This window comes from Methylophaga sp. UBA5088 (assembly GCF_002414625.1).
Lineage (GTDB): Bacteria > Pseudomonadota > Gammaproteobacteria > Nitrosococcales > Methylophagaceae > Methylophaga > Methylophaga marina.
This window is the reverse complement of record NZ_DIAC01000098.1, coordinates 1-2,192: the sequence shown is the minus strand read 5'-3', so window position 1 is coordinate 2,192 and position 2,192 is coordinate 1. Positions and strand designations below refer to the sequence as shown.

Here is a 2,192-nt window from a genome sequence, read left to right as displayed (position 1 = left end):
AGCTGACACCTGACTAATAAAGGTTGATTTACCCGCATTGGGTAATCCCAACAGTCCGACATCAGCGAGCAGCTTCATCTCCAGCCGCAATGTACGTTCTTCCCCGGGAGTACCATCACTGGTTTGACGTGGGGCTCGGTTAATACTGGATTTATAGCGCGCATTACCCAGACCATGCCAACCACCTTTTGCGACGAGTAACTTATCACCGTCCTTAGTTAAGTCGCCAATGAGTTCATCGGTATCATCATCCCAAGCTTCAGTACCAATAGGCACTTTGATAACCAAGTCTTCACCGCGTGCACCACTACACAGACGACCACGACCATGCTCACCACGCTGCGCTCTAAAGTTACGTTGATAACGAAAATCAATCAGCGTGTTGACCTGAGAATCTGCCAATAGGTAGACATCACCACCATCGCCGCCATCACCACCGTCAGGACCGCCAAAAGGAATGAATTTCTCACGGCGAAAACTCAAACAGCCGTTACCACCGCCACCGGCACTGATTTTAATTTTCGCTTCATCCACAAATTTCATTGTCGCTTCCCGACCTTAATCTTATGTTCTTTCTGGTCATAAAACGTATATGCCAGAAACAAAAAACCCCGCATCAGCGGGGCTTTGTGCTGTTTGCCCCATACGGGCTAACAAATATTCTTAGTCAGCAACAACACTGACGAAAGTACGGTTTTGAGGACCTTTGGTCTCAAATAATACTTTACCTTCAGCTGTTGCAAATAAAGTATGGTCTTTACCGATACCTACGTTACGACCTGCATGGTAACGTGTACCACGCTGACGTATTAAAATGTTACCACCAGACACTAATTCACCACCGTAGCGTTTTACACCAAGGCGTTTAGACTCTGAATCACGTCCGTTACGAGTACTACCACCAGCTTTCTTATGAGCCATTTCTTAAACCTCTTTTCCGATTCTTAGGCTGAGATGCCTGTGATTTCGATTTCAGTATATGCTTGACGGTGACCCATCTGTTTTTGATGGTGCTTACGACGTTTGAATTTGACGATTTTCACTTTATCGCCACGGCCGTTAGCTGCCACTTTTGCAGTCACTTTTGCACCGTCCAGGTAAGGCGCACCAACTTTGATGTCTTCACCTTCGCCAACTAACAGAACTTTATCAAGCTCAACCGTATCACCGGCTTCAGCAGTCAATTTTTCAATGCGGAGCTTTTCGCCCTCTTTAACTCGGTATTGTTTACCGCCAGTCGCGACAATAGCGTACATCGCTGTCTCCAAAGTATAATAGTGTTAATGCGGGTTACCCCACAAAAGACCGGCAATTGTATCTCCTTTCTTCAAGGAGATCAAATTCATATTGAAATATTTGCGCAGTATTCTCGCTCATGAGAAAGTACGCGTTTAAATTACACATTATAGGCAGATTACGGTTCCGTGGATATCCAATCCATCTATTCTTTAATTCAAGATGACATGAAAGCTGTAGACGAGTTGATCCAACAACGCTTACAGTCAGATGTTGCTCTCATTAACCAACTTGGCTTTTATATTATCAATAGTGGCGGTAAAAGGCTTCGCCCCGCCATCGCTATATTATCCGCCAGAGCATGTGGCTATGAAGGTAGCCAACACATTAATCTTGCCACCATTATCGAATTCATTCACACCGCCACCTTATTACATGATGACGTCGTGGATAATTCTGATATGCGTCGCGGCCAGGAGACAGCGAACTCTCTGTGGGGAAATGAAGCCAGTGTATTGGTCGGTGACTTTCTCTACACTCGATCCTTTGAAATGATGGTCGAAATTGAATCAATGCGATTGATGCAAATTCTCTCTCATACGACGAATGTCATTGCTGAAGGCGAGGTACTGCAACTATTAAATTGTCACGATGCAGATACTACCGAAGCACGGTATCTTGAGGTTATCCATCATAAAACCGCGAAATTATTCGAGGCTGCTGGCCAGTTAGGTGCAGTCATCTCTGGCTCTGAGCCCCATATTGAAACCGCAATGGCCAATTACGCCATGCACTTGGGCAGCGCCTTCCAATTAGTGGATGACTTACTGGATTACAGCCAATCCAGCGAGACTATTGGTAAAAATATCGGCGATGATCTTGCAGAAGGCAAACCCACTTTACCACTGATATACGCCATGCAGCATGGCAATGCAGAGCAAGCAGCCATTATTCGA

3 protein-coding genes and 1 pseudogene are annotated in these 2,192 nt (G+C 45.4%); 1 reads left to right on the top strand and 3 read right to left on the bottom strand.

Annotation, left to right across the window (positions count from 1 at the left end; translation table 11 throughout):
• The 3 genes and pseudogenes from obgE to rplU all read right to left on the bottom strand — a co-directional run.
• Window positions 1–543: pseudogene (gene obgE / locus B4K20_RS12215) on the bottom strand (GTPase ObgE); the annotation flags it as partial.
• A gap of 120 nt (window positions 544–663) precedes the next feature.
• Complete coding sequence (gene rpmA / locus B4K20_RS12210) at window positions 664–921, bottom strand: 50S ribosomal protein L27 (RefSeq protein ID WP_289283084.1); 258 nt, start codon at window positions 919–921, stop codon at window positions 664–666.
• A 23-nt stretch (window positions 922–944) separates the two neighbouring features.
• Window positions 945–1,256 carry a 50S ribosomal protein L21 gene (gene rplU / locus B4K20_RS12205; RefSeq protein WP_007144452.1) on the bottom strand — a complete coding sequence of 104 codons (312 nt, stop codon included), beginning with the start codon at window positions 1,254–1,256 and terminating at the stop codon, window positions 945–947.
• A gap of 168 nt (window positions 1,257–1,424) precedes the next feature.
• Between rplU and B4K20_RS12200 the strand changes: the two genes are divergently transcribed.
• The coding region (locus tag B4K20_RS12200) for a polyprenyl synthetase family protein (RefSeq protein ID WP_289283083.1) at window positions 1,425–2,192 on the top strand (768 nt) is incomplete at its 3' end.